Source organism: uncultured Demequina sp., from assembly GCF_913055775.1.
Taxonomy (GTDB): domain Bacteria; phylum Actinomycetota; class Actinomycetes; order Actinomycetales; family Demequinaceae; genus Demequina.
The window spans coordinates 1-20,383 of record NZ_CAJXJX010000012.1; the positions used below are offsets into that span (position 1 = coordinate 1).

A 20,383-nucleotide genomic window follows, 5' to 3' on the forward strand; every position below is an offset into this window, starting at 1 on the left:
GTCGGCGTGGACCGCACAGCACGGACCGGCGTCGCGCTGGTGACAGCGACCGCGCGCTCGTGCGAACGCGAGGGCTTCGCCGCGCTGCGTCAGTTGGCGTCGGAGTCCTGAGCGCCGCCGCTCTTCCACGCCGGATGCCCGGCGCGCGCGTCCGCGCGGTGCAGCTCGAGCGCGAGGCGCGCGTCGACGTCGGCCAGTTCGCGCTCGGCCTCCGCCAGCGGGTCCTCATCGCCTTCAGTTGCAGGCTCCGCGGTCGTGCCGCCCACGAACGCGTACGCGAGGCCGATGACGACCATGCCGCCGATGAGGTTGCCCAGGCCCACCCACAGCATGCTCGTTCCGAAGGCCGCCCACGAGACGTCCACCGAGGCGTCGCCCAGGACGCCCAGACCGTAGATGGTCATGTTCGCGACCACGTGCTCGAAGCCCGCCGCGATGAATCCGAGCACGCCCCAGAAGACGACGATCGCCTTCGCGGTCTCGCTGCGCACACGGGACGCGGCCCAGATCGCGCCGGACACCAGCACGTTGCACAGGATGCCGCCGAACAGCATCTCCGTGGCCGAGTGCCCCATCTTGGACTCGAGCAGCCCGTCGAGCATGCCCGCCGTGGCGGACGAGTGCAGGATGCCCGTCTGGATCAGCGCCCAGGCGAACAGCAGCGATCCCGCGAGGTTGCCCAGGAACACGAAGACGAGGGTGCGCGCGGCCTGCCACGACGTGATGGTGCGGCGCAGCGCGCCGATGGGCAGGATCATCATGGCGGAGGTCGCGAGCTCGCCGCCGGCGAAGACCACGAAGGTCAGGGCGATCGCGAAGACCGCGCCGGACACGAGGCGAGTCGCGGGTGAGTCGACGGCGTCGAAAGGCCCTGCGGCGGCCAGCATGAGCGTCACGCCGATGCCGATCCACATGCCCGCGAGCATCGCCGCGACGACAAACCTCAGCGGTCGGCGGGTGCCGGCGACCTTGGTGGCCGCGGCGTCCGCTTGCGCGGTCACGGAGTCGGGGATGCTCAGCACTCATCTACGCTACGGGGTCCATCCACGGGGCCGCGGGGGCTTTGGTCCGGGGTTGGACCTGCTGCCTCCGTCCCGGTGACGCCGCGGTCGGTCGCATCCACAGGCCAGGTGCGAGCCATCACCTGATCGGGCCCGATGTCAGAGGCCTCTGATGAGATCAGTGCATGGCCCACAACCACGAGATCCAACCCGAGTACGGCGCGACTGCCGCCGGCTCGGGGGACGTTCTCGTGCGCGCTCGCGCGGCGGTGGGAAACGGGTCAGGGCTCTCGGGCCTGGACCTGTCCGCCATGCCCCAGGGCGAGCTGCGCGCCTGGGGCGAGGCGCTCGGTCGCGTGCGTCGCGAAGTCGACGTCATGCTCGCCAAGGTCTCGCACGCGCAGGCGGCCCGGTCGACCTCGGAGGACAGCGCTGCCGGCATGTCACGGCGCAACGGCAAGCCCAGCCCCACGCACCTGATCGCCGGCCAGACGGGAGGGTCGGAGTTCGACGCGAACCGCCTGATCGACGTCGGCGGCGCGCTCGATGGCGCTCAGCAGGAGCCTCAGGCGCCAGACGGTCACGCACCGGAGCCGCACGCTCCCGAACCTCGGACTCCCGGAGACCCCGCCGGCGCTCCGGACCCGGCTCCGGAGGCTGGGCCCACGTTCATGGTCGTCGCGGCGGCTGTCGAAGCCGCCGATATCAGTGTCGAGGCCGCCTCGAAGATCACCCGCATGCTCAGGTCCGTGCACGGTGTCGCGGATCCCGAGGCCTGGGCGCGCGCGGAGCGGGAACTGGTGGCCAAGGCGAAGCTGCTCGAGATGGCGAAGCTCAACCGCGCGATACGTCAGACCGAGGCACGCCTGCACCGCCAGGGCATCGAGGAGCGCGAGCAGGAGGCGCGGCAGGCCCGGTACCTCAAGGTGTTCGAGGACCCGCACGGCATGATCCGCATCGACGGCCGCCTCGATGTCGAGACAGCCGCGCCTGTCAAGGCCGCGCTCGACGCCCTCGTGGGCGCCTCGCTGCGCGCCAAGCGGGACCGTCCGTCCCTCACTCCCGACGTGCGCACACCCGCGCAGATGCGCGCGGACGCCTTGGCCCTGCTCGCTCGCCACGTGCTCAAGTGCGAGGACGAGGCACTTCCAGGCGCAGGCACGACCGTCGTGATCCGCATGAGCGCGACGGACGCTCAGGGTGACCTCGACGCCAGCGGTCGTGCGGACGACGCGGGGGTCCCGCGGACCGTGCGGGAGGCGCGGGTCGACGGGATCGGTCAGCCCATCTCGGCGGCCGCCGCTCGCCGCCTGGGAGGCGAGGCCGGCATCGTCCCGGTGCTCCTGACCGCGGACGCGGCGGTGCTGAACCTGGGGCGTGACGTGCGACTGTTCACCCGAGCGCAGAAGCTCGCCCTGATCGAGCGTGATGGCGGATGTGCGATGTGCGGCGCTCCGCCGTCGTGGTGCGAGGCCCACCACATCCGTGAGTGGTCGCGAGAATCGGGTCGCACCGACCTCGACAACGGCGTGATGCTGTGCACCCGCTGTCATCACGATGTGCACCGCCAAGGGTGGCGCATCCACGCCACGCCCACGCAGGTATGGTTCACGCCACCCGCGTCCATCGACCGCGACCGCAGGCGAAGGCCCGGCGGGCGCATGCTCCATGATGGCGACGCGCTCGCGCCCGCCGCTCTCGAGGAACTCGAGCGCGCAGCCGACGACGCCACAGAGGCCGCAGCCTCGCGACGCGTGACTCGTGCCCCGGGGGAGGGCTCTGTCTCGGGTCAGGGATCGCTCCTGCATCGGAGCACGAGCCCGTGCGCGGTGAAGCGACTCCGGTGCGGGGACGTCGCCACGAGGCCGCGGCGCGCGCTTGCGCCGCTGTGAGCACTGCGCTCGCGCGTGCAGGGAATCACCCTGACCCGGCGCCCGCACCGGATTTGCGGGTTCAGCCCGCACCGGACGTGAGGGTTCGGCCCGCACCGGGCTTGCCGGATCAGCCCGCACCCGACTTGGGGGATCAGATGAGGCGCGGGTCCTGGTCCCGCCTAGGCCTGACGACGCAGGCTCATGGCCCGCTGCGCCTCGCGGTCGTCCTGCTTCTGGCGGAGCGTCTGCCGCTTGTCGTAGAGCTTCTTGCCTCGGCCGATGCCGATCTCGAGTTTCGCACGGCCCTTCACGAAGTACAGCCTCAGCGGCACGATCGTGAAGCCCTTCTCGCGGGTCTTGACCAGGAGCTCGTCGATCTCCGCGTGGTGCAGCAGCAGCTTCCGGCGACGGCGAGGCGCGTGATTGGTCCACGTTCCCTGCACGTACTCCGGGATGTGGACGTTCTCGAGCCACGCCTCGGTGCCCTCGACGTGCACGTAGCCGTCCCCGATGGACGCGCGACCTTCCCGCAGAGCCTTGACCTCGGTGCCCTGCAGCACGAGGCCCGCCTCATAGGTCTGGTCGATGAAGTAGTCATGCCTGGCCGACCGGTTGGTCGCGACCACCTTCTCGCCTGCCATGACTCACCTCCTCGACTCGGTGCTCCCGCGGGAGCTGGACACGCACAGACGCGAGGTACGAGTGTAGGCGATCCGCGCATCGGCCGGGCGCGAGACGTTCCCGCGGTACTACGGGAAGTTCGGCAGCAGCGTCTCCGGGTTGACCACCACGCCGTTGACGTAGGTCTCGAAGTGCAGGTGGCAGGCCGTCGACGAACCGGTGTTGCCGGAGTACCCGAGCAGGTCGCCGCGCGCGACCTTCTGGCCCGACCGAACCGCGTAGCTCGACAGGTGGTTGTAGTTCGTGATGAGCGACTTGCCGCCCACGTAGCCGTGGTCGATCAGCACCTGGTTGCCGTAGCCGGGCTGATAGGTCGCCCATTCGACGGTGCCCGTCGCCGCGGCATAGATGGGCGTGCCGCAGTACGCGCGCAGGTCAGTCCCGGCGTGGAGCCGGGCGTAGCCGTAGATGGGGTGCACGCGCATGCCGAACGACGACGTCTTGTATGGCACCTTGGTGGGGAACGAGAGGTAGCCCTTGCCGAGCGTGTTCGACTGAGCGGCGGCGGCGCGGCGCGCGGCCTCCTCCCGCGCCTCGGCGGCCTCCTTCTTCTCGAACAGCGCCAGCACCTGGTTGCGGAGCTGCCGCTGGAGCCGCTCGTTCTCCTCCTGCTGGGCGATGAAGGCCTCGCGCTGCGACTCGAGGTACTGGCGCAGCTCCTCCTGCTCGTCGAGCAGCACCTCGACCTCGTCGCGCTTGACCTGGGCCTCGTCGCGCAGGCCCTCGAGCTTGACAACGAGCGCATCGGCCTCGGCCTTCAGCTCGGCGATGTAGTCGCGCACCGCCTCCTGACGCGCACCGCGGTTGCGGTTCACCGCCGCGATTTCGTCCAGCTCGGCGAGGGTGTTCGACTGCACCCGCGCGGCCGACTGCTGCGCCGTGTACTCGTCGACGAACTCGCGAGTGTCCGCGGAGCCGAACACGATGTCCAGCCCGGCAGTCGCATCGTCGCCCTTGTAGGTCTCGCGCGCGATCGCGGCGACGAGCGCCTCCAGGTGTGCGGTGCGCTCCTCGTCCTCGGCGATCTGCTCGGTGATCGCGGCGTCCTGTGCCTCGGCAGCCGCCAGCTTGTCGGCGACGATCCCCTGCTCGACCACGGCAGCATCGACCTTGCGATCGGCCTCCTCGAGCTCCTCCTGAGCGACCTCCAGATCCGCGTTGAGGGCCCGCAGCTGCGCGTCGGCCTCGACGATGCGCGCATCGGTGTCCTCGAGAGCGTGAGCGATCTCGTCCGCCCGCGCCTCCGCGGCCCGGCGCTCCGCCTCGGTGTCGTCGATCTCGTCCTGATAGTCGTCCGAGGACTTGGCGGCGGCCGAGTCGCCGAGCGCCGAAGCCGCTCCTACGGCGTAGCCCGTCATGATGGCGACCGCGAGGATCGCCGCCACCACCAGAACCAGCCTGCGGGTACCGCTCATGCGCGCGTGTACCTCCCGAGCGTGACCAGCGACGCGAGCGCGGCGAGGCCCACGGCGATCGCGATCAGCCACGGTGCGACCGTCCACACGTCGTCGCGCCCGATGTAGTCCACCCACACGATCGACCCCGTCAGCCAGTCCTCGACCAGGTACCGGGCGCCGAGCCACAGGCCGCCGATCGCCAGAAACGCTCCGGCGGTCGCCGCCACGGCGCCCTCGAGCACGAACGGCATCTGGATGAGGCTCTTCGACGAGCCGACCATCCGCATGATCGTGGTCTCACGGCGGCGGCTCAGCGCGGACAGCCGGATCGTGGTGGTGATGAGCAGCACGGCGGCGAGCATCATCACCGCGGCGAGGCCCGCGGCCACGAATGTCGCCGCGTTCAGGAACGTGAACAGCTGGTCGAAGACCTCGCGCTGATCCTGGACCTCCTCGACGCCCGTCAGGCCGGCGGTCGCGTCGGCGACCACCTGGAACTGCTCGGGGTCGGACAGCTTGACGCGGAAGACGGGGCCCAGGTCCGCGGCATCGAGCTGCGAGTACACACCGGTGTCGTCGGAGGCGACGATGTTCTCGTAGACCTCCTCGCGGGTCTCGTAGTAGACCTCGTCCACGAGGTTCGCGACGGAGCCCTCCTCCAGGACCGCGAGGATGTCGGCCTCCTGAGCGGCGGTGACGCCGCCGGAGGCGCACTGCTCGAACAGCGAGTTCTCGGGGCACAGGAAGATCGACACCTCGACCTTGCCGTACCAGGCGTCGCGCAGTTGCTGCACCTGCATCTGCGTGAGGGCGGCCGCGCCCACGAAGGTCAGCGACACGAAGGTCACGAGCACCACGGACAGCGCCATGGTCGAGTTGCGTCGGAGCCCGTTCCAGACCTCGCCGAGAATGAACCGCAGGCGCATCAGACGGTCTCCAGTCCATAGACGCCGCGATCCTGGTCGCGCACCAGGTGCCCGCCCTTGAGCTCGATCACGCGTTTGCGCATCTGGTCCACGATCTCGTCGTCGTGCGTCGCCATCAGTACGGTGGTGCCGGTGCGGTTGATCCGGTCGAGCAGGCGCATGATGCCCACCGACGTCCCGGGGTCGAGGTTGCCCGTGGGCTCGTCGCACAACAGGATCGGAGGCCGGTTCACGAACGCGCGCGCGACAGCGACGCGCTGCTGCTCGCCGCCGGACAGCTCGTGCGGCAGCCGCCGCTCCTTGCCCGCGAGACCCACGAGCTCGAGCATCTCCGGAACGTTTTGCTCGATCTCGCGCCGGGACTTGCCGATCACCTGCAGGGCGAAGGCCACGTTCTGATACACGGTCTTGTTAGGAAGCAGGCGGAAGTCCTGGAACACCGCGCCGATCTCGCGCCGCAGGTGCGGCACGCGCCAGCTCGACAGCCGGTTGAGGTGGCGGCCGGCCACGTAGACGTCGCCCACCGTGGGGCGCTCCTCGCGCAGGATCAACTTGAGGAACGTGGACTTGCCGGACCCCGAGGAGCCCACGAGGAACACGAAGTCCCCGCGCTCGATCTCCACGGAGACGTTGTCGAGCGCAGGCCGTGCACCGCGGGTGTAGACCTTGCTGACGTTATCGAGTCGAATCATGCTTCCAAGCACGGGGGGACGGACCCGCGCTTCTTGCAGGGTAGGAAGGCGCCGCAGCTATCGGGGTCAGGCGCGCCGGAGCGCGGGTGCGAGATGGGTCACAGCGCGGACACGCGCACACGCGTCGGCTGCGCTAGCGTCGAAGCCGAGGAGGGACGCCATGGCCGACGCACCGCCCGTGCCTGCTGAGGTCGAGGACGCGATCTCCGGGTATCCGGACGAGGTGCAGGATCGGATCCTCGAGCTCCGGGCCCTCGTGTGGGACGTGGTCCGTGACAGCGAGGACATCGGCGCGGTGCGTGAAGCGCTCAAGTGGGGCCAGCCCAGCATCCTGCCCGTGCGCCCGCGCACCGGGACCACCCTACGCATCGACCGCATCGGCTCCGGGTCGGACGTCGCGATCCTGACGCACTGCCAGACCAGCCTGGTCGACGAGTTCCGCGCCGAGCACGGCGACCTGCTCGAGTACGACGGCACTCGCGCCGTGATCGTGCCCGCGACCGGCGAGCTACCGGTCGAGGAGCTGCGCGCCCACGTGCGCTCGGCCCTGGTGTATCACCGGCGCTGATCCGAGTCCGGTCCCGGGCCTCTCGCTTCAGGCGTCGGCGGACTGCTGCTGGCGGCGCCAGCGGATGCCGGCGTCGATGAAGCCGTCGAGGTCGCCGTCGAAGACCACCTGGGGGTTGCCCACCTCGTGGCCGGTGCGCAGATCCTTGACGAGCTGCTGCCCGTAGAGGAAGTACGAGCGCATCTGGTCGCCCCAGCTCGCCTTGATGTCGCCCGCGAGCTCCTTCTTCTGCGCGGCCTCCTCCTCCTTCTTGAGCAGGAGCAGGCGCGACTGCAGCACGCGCATCGCGGCGGCACGGTTCTGGATCTGCGACTTCTCGTCCTGCATCGACACGACGATGCCCGACGGCAGGTGGGTGATGCGCACAGCGGAGTCGGTGGTGTTCACCGACTGCCCGCCGGGGCCGGACGAGCGGAAGACGTCGACCTTGATGTCGCTCTCCGGCACCTCGATGTGGTCGGTGGACTCGATCTGCGGGATCACCTCGACCGCGGCGAAACTGGTCTGGCGCTTGTCTGCCGAGCCGAACGGGCTGATGCGCGCGAGGCGGTGCGTGCCGGCCTCGACGGACAGCGTGCCGAAAGCGTACGGGGCGTTGAGCTCGAAGGTCGCCGACTTGATGCCCGCGCCCTCCGCGTACGACGTGTCGAGCACCTTGGTCGCGTAGCCGTGGCGCTCGGCCCACCGCAGATACATGCGCAGCAGCATCTCCGCGAAGTCGGTGGCGTCGTCACCGCCGGCGCCCGAGCGAATCGTGACGACCGCATTGCGCTCGTCCCACTCCCCCGTCATCAGCGTCCGGACCTCCATGGCGGACAGGTCCGTCTTGACCTTGCCGAGTTCAGAAGCGGCCTCCTCGAGCGTCGCCTCGTCCTCGCCTTCGACACCCAGCTCCACCAGCACCTCGAGGTCGTCGATCCGGCCGCGCATGGTGGACAGCCGCTCGAGCTCGTTGTTGGCGCTGCTGAGCGCGGTGGTGACCGCCTGCGCATTCTCCTGGTCGTCCCACAGGTCGGGCGCGGCGGCCTGCTCCTCAAGCTCGGCGACCTTCGCTCGCAGGTTCTCCGGGTCGCTCACGGCCTCGATCTGCTCGAAGGTTCCGCGCAGTGCGGCGATCTCGGCGGGGAAGTCGGTATCCACGACAGACGAGTCTATCGGCCGATGCGCATGGTGCTCGGTCGCGCCGACGTCGCCCCTCGTATGCTCGACCCATGAGCGACGAGCAGGCGACTGACGCTCCCCCCGTGCCCACGCATCGGCTCCTCATGGCGATCACGCTTCCCGCGCTCGTCATCGGTGTGATGACCGGCGTTCTGCTGTGGGGCATCGACGAGGTCGCGCTGGTGCTGGAACACCTGTGGTGGGAGCACCTGCCGGAGTGGCTGGGCTTCGCGCCCGATGCGGCGTGGTGGATCGTGGGCGTGCTCACCATCACGGGCACGGCCGTCGGGCTGGTGCTCCGGTATGCCCCGGGCCGCGGCGGGCACGACCCTGCCAAGGTCGAGCTGGTGGCGCCACCGCTGCCGCTGTCCGCGCTGCCCGGCGTCGCACTCGCCCTGATCCTGGGCCTCGCAGGCGGCATCTCGCTGGGCCCGGAGAGTCCCATCATCGCGATCGCGATCGCCGTATCCGTGTGGTTCACGCGCCGGTTCGCGAAGAAGATCTCGGTCGAGATGGCGCTCATGATGGCGGCCTCCGGGATGCTCGGGGCGATGTTCGGCTCACCCGTCGCCGCGGCGCTGCTGCTCACCGAGATGGTGGCCGCCGCGAAGCGCGGCGGCCTGCTGTGGGACCGGCTGTTCGGGCCCGTGGCGGCCGCCGCTGCCGCCGCGATCACGGCCGACGCCCTGGGCGTCGCGCTCGAGATGCCGGAGGGGGTGGGATACGACGGCGCCACCGTCATGCAGGTCGTGTGGGGCATCGTCGCCGCGCTGGTCGCCGCCCTCGTCAGCATCGCCGGCGCGTGGGCCATGCCGCGCGTGTGGCGGCTCCTGCGCCGCCTGAGCAGCCCCGTCCTCTACGCCACGGTGGGCGGCCTCGCGCTGGGCGTGCTGGGCGTGATCGGCGGACCCATCACGCTGTTCAAGGGCGCCGAGCAGACCGGAGAGCTCATCTCGCGAGCGCCCGACATGTCCACGTGGGAGCTGGTGCTCGTCACGCTCGTCAAGGTCGCAGCCCTCACGATCGCCGCGGCAGCGGGCTTCCGGGGAGGCCGCATCTTCCCTGCGGTGTTCATCGGCGCCGCCGCAGGCCTGGCGGTGCAGTCCGTGGTGCCGGACCTGCCGATCCTCATGGCCGTGGCGTGCGGCGTGCTGGGCGCGGTCCTGGCCGTGGGTCGCGATGGGTGGCTCGCGCTGTTCATCGCCGTCGCGGTCAGCGGAGAGATCGACATGCTGGCGGTCCTGTGCATCGTGGTGCTGCCGACCTGGCTGCTCGTCACCTCGTCGCCCGAGATGCTGGTCCAGGACGAGGACGACCAGATCGATCCGCACAACGTGACCGCGGCCTGACCGCACAGGCGACCAAGCACAACCAGGACACGGGAAAGCCCCGGTACCGAAGTACCGGGGCCCCGTTCGCGCCGGTTGTGTCCGGACCGACGACGACTGGCGGGATCCGCGCGCCCGGGCGGGTGGCCCGGGCCGCGTCCCTACTTCGCGGCCTTCTTGGCGCGCGAGGTCTTGGCGGCGGCCTTGGCCTTGGGGGCCTCGGCCTTGACCGCACGGTTCTTGACGTCCTCGTAACGGACGCCGTAGTAGGCGGCCTCCATCATCACCTTCATGTCGGCCAGCATCGGCAGGCGCGGGTTCGCGGGTGCGCACTGGTCCTCGTAGGCGTTCATGGCGAGGGTGTCGAGCGAGCTCAGGAACTCGGCCTCGTCGAGGCCCACCTCCTGGAAGGACCGCTCGATGCCGACCTTGTCGCGCAGCTCCTCGACGGCCGTGGCGTAGGCCTCGACGGCCTCCTCCGGGGTCGAGTGGGCCAGACCCAGCATCTTGGCGATCGCCTGGAAGCGCTCGGGCGCCACGTACGACTCCTGCTTGGGCCACGAGGTCGGCTTGGTCGGGACCTTGCCGTTGTAGCGGATCACGTGCGGGAGGTACACGGCATTGGTGCGGCCGTGCGCGACGTGGAACATCGATCCCGTGACGTGGCTCATCGCGTGCACGAGGCCCAGGAACGCGTTGCCGAAGGCCATGCCCGCGATGGTTGCGGCGTTGTGCATCTTCTCGCGCGCCTGCTCGGCGCTGCCGCCCACGGTGACCGACTCCTCGATGTTCTCGAAGACCAGCCGGATGGCCTGCAGGGCCATGCCGTCGGTGAAGTCGTTCGCGTAGACGGACACGAACGCCTCGGTCGCGTGGGTGAGAGCGTCAAAGCCGGAGTCCGCGGCCACCCGCGAGGGCAGGTTGGCCGTCAGCACCGGGTCCACGATCGCCACGGTCGGGGTCAGCGCGTAGTCCGCGAGCGGGTACTTGCGGCCCGTGTCGGTGTCAGTGATGACCGCGAACGGGGTGACCTCCGCGCCGGTGCCCGACGTGGTCGGGATGCACACGAGCTTGGCGAGCTCGCCCAGCTTGGGGAACGCGAAGGCGCGCTTGCGGACGTCGAAGAACTTCTCCTTCAGGTCGCTGAAGACCACGTCCGGGTGCTCGTACATGAGCCACATGACCTTCGCGGCGTCCATGGGCGAGCCTCCGCCCACCGCGATGAGCGTGTCGGGCTTGAATGCCCGCAGTACCTCGGCACCGGCCTTCACGGTCTTGATCGACGGCTCCGGCTCGACGTTGTCGATGATCTGCACGGAGATCTTGTTCTCGCGGCGGTTGAGCACGTCGAGGATCTTGTCGACGATGCCGATGCGAGTCATGGTCGAGTCCGTGATGATCGTGACGCGCTCGACGTCGGGCATCGACTTGAGGTACCGGATCGAGTTGGGCTCGAAGTAGGTCTTGGCCGGCACCTTGAACCACTGCATGTTGTTGTTCCTCCGGCCGATGCGCTTGACGTTCACGAGGTTCACGGCGGTGACGTTATTGCTCACCGAGTTGTGTCCGTAGGAGCCGCAGCCCAGGGTCAGCGACGGCAGGAAGGCGTTGTAGATGTCGCCGATGCCGCCCTGGCTCGAGGGCGAGTTGGTGATGACGCGGACGGCCTTCACACGGCGGCCGAACTCCTGGATGAGCGCCTGGTCGGTCGCGTGGATCGCGGCCGAGTGGCCCAGGCCGTGGAACTCGACCATCTGCTCGGACATCAGCAGGCCCTGCTCGGTCGAGTCAGCCTTGAGGACGGCCAGCACCGGGCACAGCTTCTCGCGGGTCAGCGGCTCCGACTCTCCGACCTCGGAGACCTCGGCGAGGATGATCGACGTCTCCTCCGGCACCTCGAAGCCTGCCTGCTCGGCGATCCACTGCGGCGACTTGCCCACGACGGTGGGGTTGAGCTTCGCACCCGCGCAGTTCGCGCCGTTGGCCTGGACGCCGAAGATGAACTCCTCGAGCTTGGCCTTCTCGTCAGCGGTCACGCGGTAGGCGTGCAGGCGGTCGAGCTCGGCGAGGGCCTCGTCGTAGATGCTCGCGTCGATGATCGCGGCCTGCTCCGACGCGCAGACCATGCCGTTGTCGAAGGCCTTCGAGATGACGATGTCGTTGATGGCCCTCTTGAGCTTGGCCGACTCGTGGATGTAGGCGGGCACGTTGCCGGCGCCGACGCCCAGGGCAGGCTTGCCGCAGCTGTAGGCCGCCTTCACCATCGCGTTGCCGCCGGTGGCGAGGATCAGCGCGACGCCATCGTGGTTCATCAGCGCGTTGGTCGCGTCGATGGAGGGCGCCTCCACCCACTGGATGCAGTTCTCGGGCGCGCCGGCCTCGATCGCGGCGTCACGCACGATGCGGGCGGCCGCCACGGACGAGTTCTGCGCGCTCGGGTGGAACGCGAAGATGATCGGGTTGCGGGTCTTGAGAGCGATGAGCGACTTGAAGATGGCCGTCGACGTGGGGTTGGTCACGGGGGTGACGCCGCAGATGACGCCCACGGGCTCGGCGATCTCGGTGATGCCTAGCAGCGGGTCGTCGTTGATGACGCCCACCGTCTTCATGGGACCCATCGAGTGGGTGACGTGCTCGCACGCGAAGATGTTCTTCACGGCCTTGTCCTCGAACACCCCGCGGCCGGTCTCTTCGACGGCCTTCACGGCGAGATCGCCGTGCTGGTTCAGGGCTGCGACGGACGCCTTCTTGACGAGCAGGTTGACGTCGTCCTGGGTGAAGGCCGAGTAGTCGTCGAGCGCCTTCTGGGCGTTGGCGACCAGGCGGTCGATCTCCTCGGCCACTGAGGGGGCCGTGGCGGTGGATTCGGCGGTGGCGGTCATGGCGATTCCTCCCGGGAAGGTGGGGCGCACCCTGCGTCCCTGATACTTCGAATCTAGGGTGCAGGCGGACACCTTCCCAGGGGCATAGGTCCCGGGGACCTAGGACCCAGACGCACGCCGTTGTGGTCACCTACGAGGGATGATGACGGCCCCGGCGCCGAGGCCCGGCTTCCTTCACTCTCCAGAAGCTGGGCCTTGCGTCGGCACGCTCCGTCTCCCTAGCCGGTGAAGAGCGCTGCGGCCTTGATGACCGTCTGGCTCACGCCGTACAGGAGTCCCGATCCGACGATCACCCACAGGACGATCGCCAGCGGGTTGGACGAGTGGCGGGGCGCCTCATTGCGGTCGCTCATGATCATCCCTTCGTTGACGCGAGCTGGTTGTCGGTGGTGTCGCCTGCCAGCGGCGGCGTGGACGCCGACGGCGGCCCGTCGGCGTGGTGACGCTCGTGGTCAGGAACCGCGTCCGCGTGCTCGAGCCACTTGGCCGCCACGGGGCGCACGAGCAGGTTGGCGACGAAGCCGACGCAGAGGACGCCGACCATGACCAGCAGCGAGGGCCGGTACAGGTCCGAGCCTTCGAGACCCTGGCCCTCGAGCGCGTCGAGCACCGAGTTGATGATGAGCGGCCCGGCCACGCCGGCGGCGGACCACGCCGTCAGCAGACGACCGTGGATCGCCCCCACCTCGAACTCCCCGAACACATCCTTGAGGTAGGCGGGGATCGTGGCGAACCCGCCGCCGTAGAAGCTGATGATCAGCACCACGAGCGGCACGAACAGCGCGATGGACGCCGGCCCGAACAGCGCGACGGCCGTGTACGCGAGCGCTCCCACGCCGAGGTACATGACGTATGTGAGCTTGCGCCCGATGACGTCCGACAGGCTCGACCAGCCGATGCGGCCCGCCATGTTGGCGAGCGACAGCAGCCCCACGAAGCCGGCAGCGGCCGCGGCGGTGATCTGCGGGAAGTAGTCCTCGATCATGGGCTTCGCGTTCTCGAGGATGCCGATGCCCGCAGTGACGTTGGTGAAGAGCACGATCCACAGGAACCAGAACGCCGGGGTCTTGATCGCGTTCTTGGCGCTCACCTGGCCGCCGCTCGAGACCTTGGCGCGGTGCTCCGACGGCTCCCAGCCGTCGGGCAGCCAGCCCTTGGCGGGAACGCGGATCACGGCCGCTCCCAGCAGCATCAGCGTGAAGTACAGCGCGCCCAGCGTGAGGAAGGACGGCACGAGCGCCTCGGACGGCTCATCAGCGTAGGTGCTGAGCAGGAACTGCGACAGCGGTGCGGCGAGCATGGCGCCTCCGCCGAATCCCATGATCGCCAGTCCCGTCGCGAGACCGGGACGGTCCGGGAACCACTTGATCAGCGTGGACACCGGCGAGATGTACCCCAGTCCCAGTCCGATGCCGCCCAGGACGCCGTACCCCAGGTAGACGAGCCACAGCTGCTCCGACGCGACGCCCAGCGACGCGATGCCGAAGCCTCCCGCCCACGAGAACGCGGCGACCACCATCGTGGCGCGCGGGCCGGTGCGCTCCATCCACCGGCCCCCGAAGGCGGCCGACAGGCCCAGCATCACGATCGAGATCGAGAAGATCATGCCGATCTGGGTGTGCGTCGCGTCGAAGCGATCGATGAGCGCGTCCTTGAAGACGCTGAAGGCATACACCTGGCCGATGCTGAGGTGCACGGCGAGCGCGGCCGGGGGCACCAGCCAGCGGTTGTACCCGGGCGGCGCGATGGTGCGGTCACGGCTGAGGACGGACATCATTGTTCTCCCTGTGTGAGGACTTCCGATTCCCTCATGCTTCCGCTCGACCGGCGCGATCGAAAGGGACCAAGGGCCTATCGCGTGCGGACCCCGGAGTGTGATACCCCTATGGGTATCTGGAGCACCCCGAGCCCAGCGCACCCGCAGCGCGACGAGAGGACCACGAGCCATGACCCGACCTGACGCCGCCGTGGCACAGCAGACCCCGAGCCTCGCGCACCTGCCCGTCGGTGCATTTGCCATCGTCATGGGTCTCGGCGGCACGGCCGTCGCCTGGGAGCGTGCGCACCAGCGCTGGGGCCTGCCCGCGATCGTGGGCGAGGCGGTGGCCTGGCTGGGACTCGCCGTGCTCGCCACGCTCACCGTGGCGTACGCGCTCAAGCTCGCCCGCCACCCCAGCGCCGTGGTCGCCGAGTGGCGCCATCCCGTGCGCTCAGCGTTCGCCGCCAGCGTCGCCGTCGCTCCGCTCGTCCTCGCCGTGGCGATGCTGGAGACCGCGCCCGCGCTCTCGGCCGGCCTGTGGTGGGTGGGCGCGTCACTCATGGCCGTGGTGACCGTGGGCGCGCTGCGCACGTGGATCGCCGATGCGGAGATCCAGCCCGGCCACGTGCACCCCGCCTGGTTCATCCCCGTCGTCGGCAACCTGGTCGCGCCGCTCGCGGGAGTGGACCACGCCCCCGTGCAGGTGTCGTGGTACTTCTTCGGCGTCGGCGCCGTCTACTGGCTGGGGCTGCTTCCCGTGGTGCTGTCGCGCCTGTTCATCGCGGGGGTCATGCCCCCTCGGCTCGCCCCCACGCTCGCCATCCTGGTGGCCCCGCCGGCGGTGGGCGCACTCGCGTGGGTGCGCCTGGGAGGCGCGTGGAGCGATCCCCTCGCCCAGGTGCTGCTTGCGGTCGTGCTGCTGCAGGTCGCCCTGCTCGCCTCGCAGGCTCCCGCCCTGCGGGCAGTGCCCTTCGCGCTGTCCTCGTGGGCCTACACGTTCCCACTCGCCGCGGCCACGGTCGCCGTCGGCTCAGCCGCGGACGCCGGCTTGGGAGTCGCGTACGCATGGATCGCCGGTGCGCTTCTCGCGGCGACCACGGTGCTCGTCGTCGGCATGGCCGTGAGGACGGGCGTTGCCGTGCGCCGCCGGCAGATCTGCATCCCGGAGGGATGAGGCGTCAGCCGGTGACGACCTCGCCGGCCCACGCCCCGATGCCGCCCTCGAGTCCCACCGTCGCGTCGATGCCGGCCGCCGTCATGACCTCGATGGCACCGCGCGAGCGGTTGCCGGAGCGGCAGTACACGGCGTAGGAGGCGTCGGCGTCGAGTTCGCCGATGGCCTCGGCGAAGCCGGCATGCTGCAGGTTGATGTTGACCGCGCCCGGCAGGTGGCCCTGGGCGAACTCCTCGGGGGTGCGCACGTCGATGATCGTGACGCCCGGCTCCGCGACGGCGGCGGCGAAGGACGCCGCATCGACATGTGCGCCCGTGAACTCGGGCGCGGCATCGCCCTGGACGGAGGCCACGGCAGCGAGGTCCTGGTCGGCGCCGCCATCGGGCGCGCTGCACGCGGCCACCGAGACGGCGAGCGCGGCGGCGAGCGCGCCGACCTTGAGCAGGCGCGGCAGGTTCATCAGACGTGAGGAGATCATCGCACCACTATACCCCATGGGGTATTTTCCTGCGTCCGCCGCCCCGCACGCGCATCGGCCCTCGATAGACTGCGGCGCCATGACCGAGGACCCGGCCCGAGCCCAGGACCCGGCGACGGCGGGCGCCTCCGCGGAGGCGCCGCCCCGCTCCCTCGCGAACTTCCCGATCACTGCCTTCGGCATCTCGATGGGACTGTCGGGGACGTCGCTCGCGTGGCGGCGCGACTCGGACGTGCTGGAGTGGACGAGCACCACGGGTGAGGTGCTGGCGTGGATCGCGCTGGGCGCGTTCATCGCGGTCGCCATCACCTACGGAGCGAAGCTGGTGCTCCACCCCGGCGCGGTGCGGCGCGAGTGGGCGCGTCCGTCCACCATGCCCTTCGCCGGCACCCTGTCGATCTCGATGCTGCTGCTCGCCGCGACGTTCCTCGACACCGCGCCCGGCCCCGCCGCGGCGCTGTGGTGGGCGGGCGCGGTCACGCAGGTGGTGCTGACCGTGGGCATGGTGCGGGCGTGGGTCGCGCAGTCGGGCATCTCGACGCGCGACATCCATCCCGCGTGGCTCATCCCGATGATCGGCATGCTGGCGGTCCCGATCGCGGGCGTCGAGATCGCCGCCGTGGACCTCAACTGGTTCTTCTTCTCCGTGGGCGGCGTCTACTACCTCGCTCTGCTGCCGCTCGTGCTGCACCGGCTGATCGCCGTCGAGGCCATGCCCGCGGCGCTCGCGCCCACGCTCGCCGTCCTCATCGCCCCGCCCGCGGTCGCGCTCACGGCCTGGGTGAGCCTGGGCGGATCCATGGACTCGCCGCTGGCGCACGTGCTGCGCTCGCTCGTGCTGTTCCACCTGCTGCTGCTGGCGACCCAGGTCGACACGCTCCGGCGGGCGCCGTTCGCGCTGTCGTGGTGGGCGTACACGTTCCCGCTCGGCTCCGCATCCGTGGCGCTGATCGCGAGCGCGGACGCGGGCACGTGGGCGGGCCACCGGGTCGTGGGGGTCATCTGCCTCGCGATTCTCACGCTGCTCCTGGGCATGCTGACGTACCGCACGGCCGCCATGGCATGGCGCGGGGACCTGTTCCGGCCGCAGAAGGTCTGAGCGGCGCAGAGAGCGCGCCACCGAGTCGGCGCACTACATCACCGGGATGCCGCGGTCGGAGAACTGCTTCTTGACCCGCTCGATGAGCTCCGGCGTGGGGCGCTCGGTGTCCCCCAGGAGGTAGGGCTCCCCCGTCGCGGCCCACTTGTCGCGACCCAGCTGGTGGAACGGCAGCACCTCGAGCCGCTCGACGTTGGTGAGCGGCTCGACGATGTCCGCGATCGCCTCGACGTTCTCGACGGCGTCGGTGAGCCCCGGCACCAGCACGAACCGGACCCAGACCTTGCGATCCAGCGCGTGCAGGCGCTTCGCGAAGTCGATCGTGGGCTGCAGCGGACGACCGGTCACGCGCGTGTAGGTCTCCGGCAGGCCCGACTTGATGTCGAGCAGCACCAGGTCCACGAGCTCGAGCTCCTCGTCGCTCAGCCGTGCCCCGAGCAGCCCCGCCGTGTCGAGAGCCGTGTGGATCCCCAGCTCGTGGCACCGCCGGAAGATGTTGACCACGTACTTGGCCTGCAGCAGCGGCTCGCCGCCCGAGATCGTGAGTCCCCCGCCGGTGACCTGCATGATCTTCGTGTACCGGGACACGCGCTCCATGACCTCGTCGACCGTGTGCCGCACGCCGTCGCGCATCTTCCACGTATCCGGGTTCTGGCAGTACTGGCAGCGCATGCCGCAGCCGGCGAGGAACAGCGTCATCCGCGTGCCCGGGCCGTCCGCGCCGGTCACGAGGTCCCACGAGTGCACGGACCCGCTCAGGTGGTCCCGGATGTCCTCGGACGCCGCCAGCTCGCGGTCGGCGATCTCCATGGGCGGAGAGACCAGCCCTGCGGGGTTCTCCTCGGATGTCATGCGGACCGGCCTCCTGAGTGGGCGTCGATGAGGGTAAAGAGCGGCGCCCCGCCCCGCTGAGAGCGGAGCGGGGCGCCTGTCGTGGTGGAGCCTACGCGGTCCTAGAGGCCGGCGTGGAACGTCCGCGACAGCACGTCGAGCTGCTGCTCGCGGGTGAGTCGCACGAAGTTCACGGCGTAGCCGGACACGCGAATGGTCAGCTGCGGGTAGTTCTCCGGGTGCTCCATCGCGTCCTCGAGGGTGTCGCGGTTGAGCACGTTGACGTTCATGTGGAAGCCGTGCGAGACGGTATAGGCATCGAGCACACCCACGAGGTTCTGCACCTGCTCCGTCTTGTCGCGGCCCAGGCCCGACGGAACCACCGTGGTGGTGAGCGAGATGCCGTCCTGCGCGTCGTCGTACGGGAGCTTCGCCACGGACAGCGCCGACGCGACGATGCCGTGGTTGTCGCGCCCGTTCATCGGGTTCGCACCGGGTGCGAAGGGCTCGCCCTCGCGCCGCCCGTCGGGCGTGTTGCCCGTCGCCTTGCCGTACACCACGTTCGAGGTGATCGTGAGCACGGACTGCGTGTGCTTGGCGCCCCGGTAGGTGGGCTGCTGGCGCACCTTCTCCATGAAGCGGTGAACCAGGTCCACGGCGATGTCGTCGACACGGTCGTCGTCGTTGCCGTAGGTCGGGTACTCGCCCTCGGTCGAGTAGTCGACGACGAGCCCGGTCTCGTCACGGACCGGCGTGACCCTGGCGTACTTGATGGCGGACAGCGAGTCCGCCGCCACCGACAGGCCAGCGATGCCGCAGGCCATGGTCCGGAGGATCTCGCGGTCGTGCAACGCCATCTCGATGCGCTCGTACGCGTACTTGTCGTGCATGTAGTGGATGACGTTCAGCGCGTCGACATAGGTCTCGGCGAGCCAGTCCAACAGGCCGTCGAACTTCTCCATGACATCGTCGAAGTCGAGGACGTCGCCCTCGACCGGGGCGCTCACCGGCGAGACCTGCTTGCCCGAGACCTCGTCCCGGCCGCCGTTGATCGCGTACAGCATCGCCTTGGCGAGGTTGACGCGGGCGCCGAAGAACTGCATCTGCTTGCCGACCTCCATGCCGGACACGCAGCAGGCGATCGCCGCGTCGTCGCCGCACTGGTCGCGGAGCAGATCGTCGGACTCGTACTGGATCGACGAGGTGTCGATCGAGACCTTCGCGCAGAACTCCTTGAAGCCCCGGGGCAGCTGGTCGCTCCACAGCACGGTCAGGTTCGGCTCGGGGGCCGGGCCCAGGTTGTACAGCGTCTGCAGGAAGCGGAACGAGGTCCTGGTGACCAGCGGGCGACCGTCGTCGCCGATGCCGCCGATGGACTCGGTGACCCACGTGGGGTCGCCCGAGAACAGGGCGTCGTACTCCGGGGTGCGCAGGAAGCGGACGATGCGCAGCTTGATGACGAAGTCGTCGATGATCTCCTGCGCGGCCTCCTCGGTGAGGGTGCCCTCGGCGATGTCGCGCGAGGCGTAGACGTCGAGGAAGGTCGAGGTGCGGCCCAGCGACATTGCGGCGCCGTTCTGCTCCTTGACCGCGGCGAGGTAGCCGAAGTAGAGCCACTGCACGGCCTCGCGGAAGGTGGCCGCGGGCCCCGAGATGTCGTAGCCGTACGAGGCCGCCATCTGCTTGAGCTCATTCAGAGCCTTGATCTGCTCCGAGTTCTCCTCGCGGTCGCGGATGATCTCCTCGGTCGAGCGCTCCATGTCGAGCTGCATGCGCTCGATCTTCTTGCCCTCGATCAGCGCGTCCACGCCGTACAGGGCCACGCGGCGGTAGTCGCCGATGATGCGGCCACGGCCATACGCGTCAGGCAGGCCGGTGACGATGTGGGAGCTGCGTGCGGCGCGCACGTTCGGCGGGTAGGCGTCGAACACGCCGTCGTTGTGGGTCTTGCGGTACTTCGAGAAGGTCTCCTCGAGCTCTGGGAGCACCGGGTAGCCGTAGGTCTCGAGCTCCTTGACGACCATGCGCCAGCCGCCGAACGGCATGATCGCGCGCTTCAGCGGAGCGTCGGTCTGGAGGCCGACGATGACCTCCGCGTCCTGGTCGATGTAGCCGGGCGCGTGCGCCGTGATGGTCGCCGGGGTCGAATAGTCGACGTCGTACACGCCCTTCTCGCGCTCCTCCGGGAACATCCCGGAGAGCGTGTCCCACACGCCCGTGGTGCGGGCGGTCGGACCGGCGAGGAACGAGTCATCGCCCTCGTAGGGCTCGTAGTTGGCCTGGATGAATCCGCGGACGTCGATGGCGTCGGCCCACGGGCCGCGCTCGAAGCCCCTCCACTCGTTCGCGTGGGCGACGGTGTCGGCGGCCGATGCGGGGATATCGGTGGCGGTCATTCTCGGTTCCTCCCTGTGGGGCGTGCTTTCCGGCTCGCCCGGGTCGGGCGATCACCGGTGATTCTTTGAAACTACGCCTCAGGGGCCTGACGCGCTTGGGACCTAGGGCCCTTTGTCGTCGACGGCACCCGGCCGA

Annotated in this window: 17 protein-coding genes; 5 read left to right on the forward strand and 12 right to left on the reverse strand. The window is 69.5% G+C overall.

All coding sequences use genetic code 11. The annotated features are described in order from the left end of the window. Positions 1 to 89: 89 nt before the first annotated feature. On the reverse strand, positions 90 to 1,022 hold the full coding sequence (locus QZ483_RS02235) for a formate/nitrite transporter family protein (RefSeq protein WP_297081358.1): 933 nt from the start codon (positions 1,020 to 1,022) through the stop codon (positions 90 to 92). A gap of 164 nt (positions 1,023 to 1,186) precedes the next feature. Here QZ483_RS02235 and QZ483_RS02240 point away from each other — a divergent pair, with 164 nt between their 5' ends. Further along, complete coding sequence (locus QZ483_RS02240) at positions 1,187 to 2,893, forward strand: HNH endonuclease signature motif containing protein (RefSeq protein WP_297081359.1); 1,707 nt, start codon at positions 1,187 to 1,189, stop codon at positions 2,891 to 2,893. Positions 2,894 to 3,054: 161 nt separating this feature from the next. On the opposite strand, the gene smpB is transcribed toward QZ483_RS02240, so the two are convergent. The 4 genes from smpB to ftsE all read right to left on the reverse strand — a co-directional run bounded on the left by smpB (position 3,055) and on the right by ftsE (position 6,571). Next, on the reverse strand, positions 3,055 to 3,516 hold the full coding sequence (gene smpB / locus QZ483_RS02245) for an SsrA-binding protein SmpB (protein ID WP_297081360.1): 462 nt from the start codon (positions 3,514 to 3,516) through the stop codon (positions 3,055 to 3,057). Between the two features lie 108 nt (positions 3,517 to 3,624). Further along, positions 3,625 to 4,971, reverse strand: a complete 1,347-nt coding sequence (locus QZ483_RS02250) for a M23 family metallopeptidase (RefSeq protein WP_297081361.1) — start codon at positions 4,969 to 4,971, stop codon at positions 3,625 to 3,627. Further along, a complete protein-coding gene (gene ftsX, locus QZ483_RS02255; RefSeq protein ID WP_297081362.1) occupies positions 4,968 to 5,879 on the reverse strand; it encodes a permease-like cell division protein FtsX in 912 nt (303 codons plus the stop codon). Before ftsX ends, QZ483_RS02250 begins: the two co-directional genes overlap by 4 nt. Continuing rightward, the gene (gene ftsE, locus QZ483_RS02260) at positions 5,879 to 6,571 is read right to left on the reverse strand and encodes a cell division ATP-binding protein FtsE (RefSeq protein WP_297081363.1); all 693 of its coding nucleotides are present in this window, start codon (positions 6,569 to 6,571) and stop codon (positions 5,879 to 5,881) included. Before ftsE ends, ftsX begins: the two co-directional genes overlap by 1 nt. Positions 6,572 to 6,731: 160 nt before the next feature. Here ftsE and QZ483_RS02265 point away from each other — a divergent pair, with 160 nt between their 5' ends. Beyond that, positions 6,732 to 7,139, forward strand: a complete 408-nt coding sequence (locus tag QZ483_RS02265; protein WP_297081364.1) for a hypothetical protein — start codon at positions 6,732 to 6,734, stop codon at positions 7,137 to 7,139. 27 nt (positions 7,140 to 7,166) lie between these two features. Here the strand turns inward: QZ483_RS02265 and prfB are convergent, their stop codons facing one another. Beyond that, on the reverse strand, positions 7,167 to 8,279 hold the full coding sequence (prfB, locus tag QZ483_RS02270) for a peptide chain release factor 2 (RefSeq protein WP_297081365.1): 1,113 nt from the start codon (positions 8,277 to 8,279) through the stop codon (positions 7,167 to 7,169). A 71-nt stretch (positions 8,280 to 8,350) separates the two neighbouring features. Between prfB and QZ483_RS02275 the strand changes: the two genes are divergently transcribed. Then, on the forward strand, positions 8,351 to 9,649 hold the full coding sequence (locus QZ483_RS02275) for an ion channel protein (protein ID WP_297081366.1): 1,299 nt from the start codon (positions 8,351 to 8,353) through the stop codon (positions 9,647 to 9,649). Between the two features lie 140 nt (positions 9,650 to 9,789). Here QZ483_RS02275 and adhE read toward each other — a convergent pair whose 3' ends face one another. The 3 genes from adhE to QZ483_RS02290 all read right to left on the reverse strand — a co-directional run bounded on the left by adhE (position 9,790) and on the right by QZ483_RS02290 (position 14,284). Then, positions 9,790 to 12,510, reverse strand: a complete 2,721-nt coding sequence (gene adhE, locus QZ483_RS02280; RefSeq protein ID WP_297081367.1) for a bifunctional acetaldehyde-CoA/alcohol dehydrogenase — start codon at positions 12,508 to 12,510, stop codon at positions 9,790 to 9,792. A gap of 218 nt (positions 12,511 to 12,728) precedes the next feature. Beyond that, positions 12,729 to 12,863 carry a hypothetical protein gene (locus QZ483_RS02285; RefSeq protein ID WP_297081368.1) on the reverse strand — a complete coding sequence of 45 codons (135 nt, stop codon included), beginning with the start codon at positions 12,861 to 12,863 and terminating at the stop codon, positions 12,729 to 12,731. Positions 12,864 to 12,865: 2 nt separating this feature from the next. Beyond that, on the reverse strand, positions 12,866 to 14,284 hold the full coding sequence (locus tag QZ483_RS02290; protein ID WP_297081369.1) for an OFA family MFS transporter: 1,419 nt from the start codon (positions 14,282 to 14,284) through the stop codon (positions 12,866 to 12,868). 172 nt (positions 14,285 to 14,456) lie between these two features. On the opposite strand from QZ483_RS02290, the gene QZ483_RS02295 reads away from it, so the two are divergent. Next, on the forward strand, positions 14,457 to 15,443 hold the full coding sequence (locus QZ483_RS02295) for an SLAC1 anion channel family protein (RefSeq protein ID WP_297081370.1): 987 nt from the start codon (positions 14,457 to 14,459) through the stop codon (positions 15,441 to 15,443). A 4-nt stretch (positions 15,444 to 15,447) separates the two neighbouring features. Here the strand turns inward: QZ483_RS02295 and QZ483_RS02300 are convergent, their stop codons facing one another. Then, the gene (locus QZ483_RS02300) at positions 15,448 to 15,921 is read right to left on the reverse strand and encodes a rhodanese-like domain-containing protein (RefSeq protein ID WP_297081371.1); all 474 of its coding nucleotides are present in this window, start codon (positions 15,919 to 15,921) and stop codon (positions 15,448 to 15,450) included. 79 nt (positions 15,922 to 16,000) lie between these two features. On the opposite strand from QZ483_RS02300, the gene QZ483_RS02305 reads away from it, so the two are divergent. After that, positions 16,001 to 17,020: an SLAC1 anion channel family protein gene (locus QZ483_RS02305; protein WP_297081372.1), complete on the forward strand. Its 1,020-nt coding sequence runs from the start codon at positions 16,001 to 16,003 to the stop codon at positions 17,018 to 17,020. A 33-nt stretch (positions 17,021 to 17,053) separates the two neighbouring features. On the opposite strand, the gene pflA is transcribed toward QZ483_RS02305, so the two are convergent. Both pflA and pflB read right to left on the reverse strand, forming a co-directional pair. Further along, positions 17,054 to 17,872: a pyruvate formate-lyase-activating protein gene (gene pflA, locus QZ483_RS02310; protein ID WP_297081373.1), complete on the reverse strand. Its 819-nt coding sequence runs from the start codon at positions 17,870 to 17,872 to the stop codon at positions 17,054 to 17,056. A gap of 101 nt (positions 17,873 to 17,973) precedes the next feature. Further along, complete coding sequence (gene pflB, locus QZ483_RS02315; protein WP_297081374.1) at positions 17,974 to 20,247, reverse strand: formate C-acetyltransferase; 2,274 nt, start codon at positions 20,245 to 20,247, stop codon at positions 17,974 to 17,976. Between the last annotated feature and the right edge of the window lie 136 nt (positions 20,248 to 20,383).

Bases quoted from the DNA above. Each gene is read 5' to 3' on its own strand.
- QZ483_RS02285 (WP_297081368.1), bottom strand. From the start codon at position 12,863: ATGAGCGACCGCAATGAGGCGCCCCGCCACTCGTCCAACCCGCTGGCG.
- ftsX (WP_297081362.1), bottom strand. From the start codon at position 5,879: ATGCGCCTGCGGTTCATTCTCGGCGAGGTCTGGAACGGGCTCCGACGC.
- adhE (WP_297081367.1), bottom strand. From the start codon at position 12,510: ATGACCGCCACCGCCGAATCCACCGCCACGGCCCCCTCAGTGGCCGAG.
- ftsE (WP_297081363.1), bottom strand. From the start codon at position 6,571: ATGATTCGACTCGATAACGTCAGCAAGGTCTACACCCGCGGTGCACGG.
- QZ483_RS02265 (WP_297081364.1), top strand. From the start codon at position 6,732: ATGGCCGACGCACCGCCCGTGCCTGCTGAGGTCGAGGACGCGATCTCC.
- QZ483_RS02275 (WP_297081366.1), top strand. From the start codon at position 8,351: ATGAGCGACGAGCAGGCGACTGACGCTCCCCCCGTGCCCACGCATCGG.
- QZ483_RS02300 (WP_297081371.1), bottom strand. From the start codon at position 15,921: ATGATCTCCTCACGTCTGATGAACCTGCCGCGCCTGCTCAAGGTCGGC.
- smpB (WP_297081360.1), bottom strand. From the start codon at position 3,516: ATGGCAGGCGAGAAGGTGGTCGCGACCAACCGGTCGGCCAGGCATGAC.
- pflA (WP_297081373.1), bottom strand. From the start codon at position 17,872: ATGACATCCGAGGAGAACCCCGCAGGGCTGGTCTCTCCGCCCATGGAG.
- pflB (WP_297081374.1), bottom strand. From the start codon at position 20,247: ATGACCGCCACCGATATCCCCGCATCGGCCGCCGACACCGTCGCCCAC.
- QZ483_RS02295 (WP_297081370.1), top strand. From the start codon at position 14,457: ATGACCCGACCTGACGCCGCCGTGGCACAGCAGACCCCGAGCCTCGCG.
- QZ483_RS02240 (WP_297081359.1), top strand. From the start codon at position 1,187: ATGGCCCACAACCACGAGATCCAACCCGAGTACGGCGCGACTGCCGCC.
- QZ483_RS02290 (WP_297081369.1), bottom strand. From the start codon at position 14,284: ATGTCCGTCCTCAGCCGTGACCGCACCATCGCGCCGCCCGGGTACAAC.
- QZ483_RS02305 (WP_297081372.1), top strand. From the start codon at position 16,001: ATGACCGAGGACCCGGCCCGAGCCCAGGACCCGGCGACGGCGGGCGCC.
- QZ483_RS02250 (WP_297081361.1), bottom strand. From the start codon at position 4,971: ATGAGCGGTACCCGCAGGCTGGTTCTGGTGGTGGCGGCGATCCTCGCG.